The 6,862-nt window shown below is 58.5% G+C and carries 7 protein-coding genes and 1 pseudogene; all 8 read left to right on the top strand.

Annotation, left to right across the window (positions count from 1 at the left end; translation table 11 throughout):
- A pseudogene (locus ACYP2A_RS15810) lies at positions 1 to 163 on the top strand (precorrin-3B synthase); the annotation flags it as partial.
- A complete protein-coding gene (locus tag ACYP2A_RS15805) occupies positions 156 to 782 on the top strand; it encodes a precorrin-8X methylmutase (protein WP_459746384.1) in 627 nt (208 codons plus the stop codon). The pseudogene ACYP2A_RS15810 and the gene ACYP2A_RS15805, both read left to right, overlap by 8 nt.
- Positions 782 to 1,513, top strand: a complete 732-nt coding sequence (locus ACYP2A_RS15800; protein WP_459746382.1) for a precorrin-2 C(20)-methyltransferase — start codon at positions 782 to 784, stop codon at positions 1,511 to 1,513. Before ACYP2A_RS15805 ends, ACYP2A_RS15800 begins: the two co-directional genes overlap by 1 nt.
- Positions 1,513 to 3,201, top strand: a complete 1,689-nt coding sequence (gene cobJ / locus ACYP2A_RS15795; RefSeq protein WP_459746380.1) for a precorrin-3B C(17)-methyltransferase — start codon at positions 1,513 to 1,515, stop codon at positions 3,199 to 3,201. Before ACYP2A_RS15800 ends, cobJ begins: the two co-directional genes overlap by 1 nt.
- 383 nt (positions 3,202 to 3,584) lie before the next feature.
- On the top strand, positions 3,585 to 4,427 hold the full coding sequence (locus ACYP2A_RS15790; protein WP_459746379.1) for a hypothetical protein: 843 nt from the start codon (positions 3,585 to 3,587) through the stop codon (positions 4,425 to 4,427).
- 65 nt (positions 4,428 to 4,492) lie between these two features.
- Positions 4,493 to 5,209, top strand: coding sequence for a hypothetical protein (locus ACYP2A_RS15785; protein ID WP_459746378.1), 717 nt, complete (start codon positions 4,493 to 4,495; stop codon positions 5,207 to 5,209).
- Positions 5,190 to 5,831: a hypothetical protein gene (locus ACYP2A_RS15780; RefSeq protein ID WP_459746375.1), complete on the top strand. Its 642-nt coding sequence runs from the start codon at positions 5,190 to 5,192 to the stop codon at positions 5,829 to 5,831. Before ACYP2A_RS15785 ends, ACYP2A_RS15780 begins: the two co-directional genes overlap by 20 nt.
- Positions 5,832 to 6,183: 352 nt before the next feature.
- Positions 6,184 to 6,846 carry a hypothetical protein gene (locus ACYP2A_RS15775; protein WP_459746372.1) on the top strand — a complete coding sequence of 221 codons (663 nt, stop codon included), beginning with the start codon at positions 6,184 to 6,186 and terminating at the stop codon, positions 6,844 to 6,846.
- Positions 6,847 to 6,862: the final 16 nt, after the last annotated feature.

Below are 6,862 nucleotides of genomic sequence, written 5' to 3'. Positions count from 1 at the left end.
TATTGCGCCATTGACCCTGCTGGCAGTGGCCCCCGGCCGCTACGATCTTTATCAGCGCGCTGCGCAGCACACCGGTTTCGGTGTGCTGCGCGCGCGCCACCTCACTATTGAAGCCGTCGGTGAATTTTTGAACGCCGACTCAGGAGCTGCACTGCATGATTGATTACATCCGCGACGGTCAGGAGATTTACCGTAACTCCTTCGCGATCATCCGCGCCGAAGCGCGGCTGGAGACCATTCCCGCCGACCTGGAAAAACTCGCCGTGCGGGTGATTCATGCCTGCGGCATGGTCGATGTGATCGAGCACTTGCGCTTCTCCGAAGGCGCAGGCGCCGCCGGCCGTAAGGCACTGGCCGCCGGCGCGCCGATTCTGTGCGATGCGCGCATGGTCTCCGAGGGCATCACCCGCTCGCGGCTGCCGGCCAATAACCCGATCATCTGTACCCTGCACGACGAAGGCGTCCCGGAGCTGGCCAAAGAGCTGGGCAATACCCGCTCGGCCGTGGCGCTGGAGCACTGGCGTGAGCATCTGGAAGGCAGCGTGGTGGTGATCGGCAATGCGCCGACGGCGCTGTTCTACCTGCTGGAAATGCTCGATGCCGGCGCACCGAAACCTGCGCTGATCATCGGCTTTCCGGTGGGCTTCGTGGGGGCTGCCGAGTCCAAGGCGATGCTGGCGGCCGACAGCCGTGGCGTGCCGTTCGTGATCGTCGAAGGCCGGCGCGGTGGCAGTGCCATGGCGGTGGCGGCGGTCAACGCCCTGGCCACGGAGGTCGAGTGATGCAGGCGCGCGGCAAACTGATTGGCCTGGGCGTCGGCCCCGGCGACCCGGAACTGATTACCGTCAAAGCCTTGCGCCTGCTGCGCGAGTCGCCGGTGGTGGCGTATTTCGTGGCCAAGGGCAAGAAAGGCAATGCCTTCGGCATCATCGAGGGTCATTTGCAGGATGCCCAGGTGCTGCTGCCGCTGGTTTACCCGGTGACCACCGAGGCGTTGCCGGCGCCGCTGTCTTATGAACAGGTGATCAGCGACTTCTACGATCAGGCCAGCCTTGAAGTGGCCGCGCACCTGGATGCCGGCCGCGACGTGGCGGTGATCTGCGAAGGCGACCCGTTCTTCTATGGCTCTTATATGTACCTGCACGACCGCCTGGCCGAGCGCTATGTGGCCGAGGTGATTCCGGGTGTGTGCTCGATGCTCGGTGGTGCTTCGGTGCTGGGCGCGCCGCTGGTGTATCGCAACCAGAGCCTGTCGATCCTGTCCGGTGTGCTGCCGGCCGATGAGCTCAAGCGCAAGCTGGGCGACACCGACGCGGCGGTGATCATGAAGCTGGGGCGTAACTTCCCCAAGGTGCGCCAGGTGCTGGGTGAGCTGGGGCTGGCTGAACGTGCGTTGTATGTCGAGCGCGCAACCATGGCCAACCAGAAGATCGTGCCGATCGATGAGGTCGACCCGATGTCGTCGCCGTACTTCTCGCTGATCATCGTTCCCGGCGAAAGGTGGCAAGGCTGATGACCCAGAACGTTCCGGCCATTGTCATCCTCGGCAATGGCAGCCTCGCCACGGCGCGGCGTATCCAGCAGGTGTATCCGGCGGCACTGATTCATGGCCTGAACGAGCGTGTCGAGGGCGCCGATGCAGGCTATGCCGATTTCGGCGCTACCCTGCGCCAGCTTTATCAGCAGAACACGCCAATCATTGCCCTGTGTGCGGCCGGTATCGTGATTCGTACCCTGGCGGCGCTGTTGCTGGAAAAGGGCGCCGAGCCACCTGTGCTGGCGGTGGCCGAAGACGGCAGCGCCGTGGTGCCATTGCTGGGCGGGCTGGGCGGGGTCAATGTCATGGCCCGGCAAATCGCCGCGCATTTGCAGGTTGCTCCTGCGATTACCACCAGCGGCGAGCTGCGCTTTGGCACCTGCCTGCTCAACCCGCCCGAGGGCTATCTTCTGGGCGATCTGGAGCAGGGCAAGCGTTTCGTCTCCGATCTGCTGGCCGGTGAATCGGTACGCATCGAGGGGGATGCACCCTGGCTGGACAAAGCGCGGCTGCCTGAAGATCCGCAGGCCGTGCGAACGATTCATATCGGCCATGTCGAGCGCGAGTCGGCGGCCCATGAGCTGCGGATTTTCCCGCGCAGCGTGCTGGCGAAGATTGAGCAGGTCAGTGACGGGCTAGCCACACAGGTACGTGCCGCCTTGCACGAAGCACGCATTGCCGGGCAATCGCTGGCGTGCCTGCTTGCCGACAAGGCGTTGATGGCCGATGCCCGCTTGCATCAGGCCGCTGCCGACCTGCAAGTGCCGGTGCGTTTCGGCCTGACAGACGTGCCGCTGCAACTGACAGGTTACGCCGGGTTGATGATTGGCGTGGCCGCTGCTCCGCTGGATATTCAGCACATCGGCCAGCCCCGTGGCCGCCTGGCGGTCATAGGCCTGGGGCCGGGCGCTGCCGACCTGATGGTGCCGGCGGTCAAGGCTGAACTGGCCCGCGCCACCGATGTGCTGGGCTACGAAACCTACGTGCGCATGGCCGGCCCGTTTCGCGATGACCAGGTACTGCACTGCACCGATAACCGCGAAGAAATGCAGCGTTCCCGGCACGCTTTCGAACTGGCCGCGCAAGGCCGCTCGGTGGTGGTGGTGTCGTCCGGCGACCCCGGCGTTTTCGCCATGGCCGCTGCGGTGCTCGAAGCCCTGCACGAAGTCGTGGATGACCCCGAGCGTGCCGATTGGCGGAGCGTAGAGCTGGAAATCCTGCCCGGCGTATCGGCCAGCCTGGCCACCGCCGCGCAGGCCGGTGCGCCGCTGGGGCATGATTTTTGTGTCATGTCGCTGTCGGACAACCTCAAGCCCTGGACGGTCATCGAGCAACGTCTGGACCTGGCCTCTCAGGCCGATCTGGCGCTGGCCTTCTATAACCCCATCTCGCGCTCGCGGCCCTGGCAACTGGGCCGGGCACTGGAAATCGTACGCGAACACCGCACGCCCGAGACGCCTGTCACGCTGGGCCGCGACATCGGCCGCCCCGGCCAGACCCTGCGCATCATCACCCTGGGGGAGCTGACCCCGGAGATGGTCGACATGCGCACCATGGTGCTGATCGGTTCGTCCACTACCTGCACCTTCGCGCGTGCCGAAGGTGGGCAATGGGTGTATACGCCGCGCTGGTATGGGACAAAGCCTACGCAGGCCACCGACTAAATTGTTTCTTCATCCCCTCGTCATTCAATGAGTGTCCAAAAAAGTGACGAGGGTTTGTAGGACGGTTCTTACAGCCACTGTGTGACATAAGTCTTTTTAACGTCGGATGTAGCAGAAACGCTTTGTCGGTTGTTGGTGTCTGTCTGAGGTAATTATTTACTTCAGTGTGAAGTTTTTTGTGTGTCAGGTTTGTGCGACAAGGAGTTTGATAAAGGGTGTGCCGGGGTTTAGGTCGGTTGTTGTTTTCAGAGAGTTTAAGGCCGTTTTTGTTTTTTTGAGATAACTTGTTACGTGTTGTGCATTGTTACGTTAAAGGTCGGCGACTAGCTTTCAGGGGCGGCCAGTAGAGCCGCTTACCTAAATAACGTTGCAAGGAATGCATGATGAATACCAGTAACTACACCAAGGCTCCGACCCGAGAAGAGTCGATCAGTTACTTTGAAAAGCTGTCGGCGCCTGGACGGCCCGACATTGATTTTTCTGCACCGGCCATGTTCACGCTGGATGAACACACTGAAGTGCTCATGCCGCGTGCACTGGCACAGACCGATGAACCCGACGTTGACCCGAACAGCCTGGCAGAGATCGGCAAGGATGAACCGTTGGTCGTTGCATTTTCGGATGGCGTCAGTCTGCAAAACCGTAAAGCGATCATGATGAGCATGAAGTTTGCCGAGACGGCTGCCCGAATCAAGAACCCTGGAAAACCGGACCGTGTCAAATGGCTGGCTGACTATAACGAGGGCATGTTTCATGGTGGATGGCTTGGCTTCGCGGATCGCCTCGGCACACTGAAGACCCAGGATTTATCGGTGACGATGGACTCGCTGGCAATTGACGTGATCAGTGCGATTGCCGGGCCTAACAAAGCAGCGGTGCTCCAGCTTCTGAGCCTGACGCTGGATAAGCTGCAAAAAAGTGATGGGCTGATAAAGCTGTTTGAAAGCAACAGTCTGAAAGAGTCGACTTCAACCTTTCGAATCATGCCGTGTCTGGAGTCGCCCGAGGGGATTCCCGTGACCTATTTACTGGCGATGGAAATTGATTTTTCCAAGCACACAGGAGGGACACTTTTCTGGAAGTGGGCGGTGACCCATCTACAGGTCCGCAGTGCAGTGGCGAATGTTGAGTTTTATCCGGATCTTTATGAGCCTAATAAGCTGGACATGCTCAAGACTATAAGGGATCACGCAACTGGCTATTTTGAAAGTTTGTCAGCGTCGTAATTTCCGAGTGCCTGGGCCAGGACCTCAATGGCCTGGGCTTTTGAGTTTCTATGAGGATGAATGCCATGGAATGTGCAATCGGTAAGCTGGTAGCGGGCCATCTGCTGTTGATGGAGGCTCGCCTTTTTCCGGAGGTGGCCGTTGATGTTCAGGAGATCGTGCTGGCGTCTCAACTGGCAGCGGATGTTGAGTGCGATCGCTCTCACTCGGATAAATTCAAATCAGCTACTGTGTGGTGGTCGCATTACGAAGGTGCAATGCTGGGTACGAACTGGACCATCATCAATGATGCCGACTACGAAAAGCAGCCGCTGGACAGCGCTGAGTTCAGTGTCGAAGGATTGATTGAAACGTATTTTCTGCCGCGCTTGACGCACGCTCAGGGCAATGAAATCAGGTCACTTTATAAGCGCATGGCCGGGTTGGCGAAAACGGAATCGGTCGCCCTGCAGTTGTGTCAGCATGCCCTCAAGGGGGCGGATGATGGGGCAGGTTCTTCAACCTTCACCTTTCAGGTCAGTGTGCTTGAATCACCTGTGCAACTAGCCACCTTGTTTTTGACCTTCACCACGACCGAGGCCACCGGATCGAATCCGTTTCTTCAGATATTTACTGGCAACTGCCTTACAGGGTCTATCGAAGGGCATTTTTCGCGACGTACATGGGACGCCGACAGTTACCCGGCGATGCGCAAAAGCATCCGGGGCTTTCTCAACGGCAGGCAGCACTCATTGATACTGCCAATTCCATGTGAGGTGCCCGATGACACAGGACGGCTCTGATGCCCTGTTGGGAGGGGACGGCGTGGTGTCGTTTTCTTCAGGAATGTCCGAGCTGGAACGCAGGGATATTCTCGATTGCCTGAGGTATTCGGAGATTCGGGCCAATAAAAGCTACAACCGCGAGCAGGATTGGGCCAAATGGATCAATGCCTACCAGGGAGGGATGCTCACTAATGGCTTTACGTTGAATGGCGCTCTGCTCCATGACGTGCTGACGATTACCAATGCGAGAGAGGTGCGAGCCGAGATCGGCAATGCCGTCGAAGCCGTAGTGAACCGTGAGTTGTCCGAACTGGCCGCCAAGGCGCTGGCAAGCCTGCTGGACAGCCCTCACGCGAATGCCTTTTTCAAGGACTGGTCCAGCGTCGGTCGAAGCAAGATCATGCATCGGGTGCCTTGTCGCAAGGAGGCGACCGGACTTATCGATGTGATGATCTGCAGCTTGCAGATGCAGACTGACGCGAAGTCGGGCACATGGCTTGACCCACTGATATCACTGGCGAGGATTACCATCGATGGCGGGGCATTCACTTATTCGGCTGAAGGGTATGCTCCGTATCGGGATCAGGTTCGCAAGGAGGTCAGGGAGTACTCGGCCACCTGGTTCGAAAGCCTTCCTTGAAGTGTGCCATGAGATAGCGGGTAAGTTTCTGCTGTAAGAAAAGTCGTCAATAGTTGAGCGAAAGCTCTATGTGGTTTGCACTTTTTTCCGCAACTAATGTAAGTCATTGGCGCGTGACAGTAGCCTTAATGCCGACTGTTGCTTTCAGGTTTTTGTCATGCGCCTTCAACTGACTGATAACTAATAATTTTATAATTGCCTCAGAAAATTTCCTGCAACTCTGATGGCATCGTCAGTCCTCGATCCCACGCCTATGTATTGTTTTTAGCGACGGCTGTAGCGATACGGCTCCAATGGAAAACTCGCTAGGCTGTTTTCAACCGCAGGAGGCTTCTCAAGGAGTAGGTGAATCATGAATGCGCAACCGAATGAAGTGATCGTCAATGCCGGATGCCTGATGTTCTTTCAGGGCTTGCCAAGCTGCCGGGATATTCTCGATTCCACGCTATACACACAGCTGGCGGCGTCGAACCAATACTCACGCTTTACCGATTACTCGCGATGGAAGCAGACCTGGCTGACAGCCGCCCGGCGATTTGGCTGGATATTGCAGGACAGTGAAAGTTTCGAGCAGACGGTGCCCTGCATTCAGGCCGCCACCTTCTGGGATTGGGTCTGGACGCTGTGCCCGTCGTTTGTCGACCCGACGTTGCTCGACAGTTGCAGGGCGGCATTGAGCCGTTGCCCGGTGGAGCAGGCCGGTTTTACGCTGCTGGCCGATCAGGTTCTCAGCCGGGGGGCGACGACCATGAGCCTGCAACTGGGACTGGTCGCCGAAGATTGCAGCCTGACCCTGTTACAGATTCACTTCGAGCATGACGGTCCTCTAGACGCCAGAACACTGTTCGGGCCGTGGAACAGTCGGGCAGTCAAGGGCGATATCGCCCTGAGCGTTCATCGGCTGCAATTGTCCGAAGAGCTTTATGGACCGCTGCGTATGGCATTCGCCATGACCCTGCGCGACCGCCGCCAGAGTCTGGTGTGTCCGTTGCTCGCGGTCGAGCAGGCTGCCTGAGGCCTTTATTTCAGGT

The sequence above is a fragment of the Pseudomonas sp. 3A(2025) genome (assembly GCF_054589175.1).
Note: the sequence above shows the minus strand (reverse complement) of the source record. Positions and strands in the feature narration are given on the sequence as shown.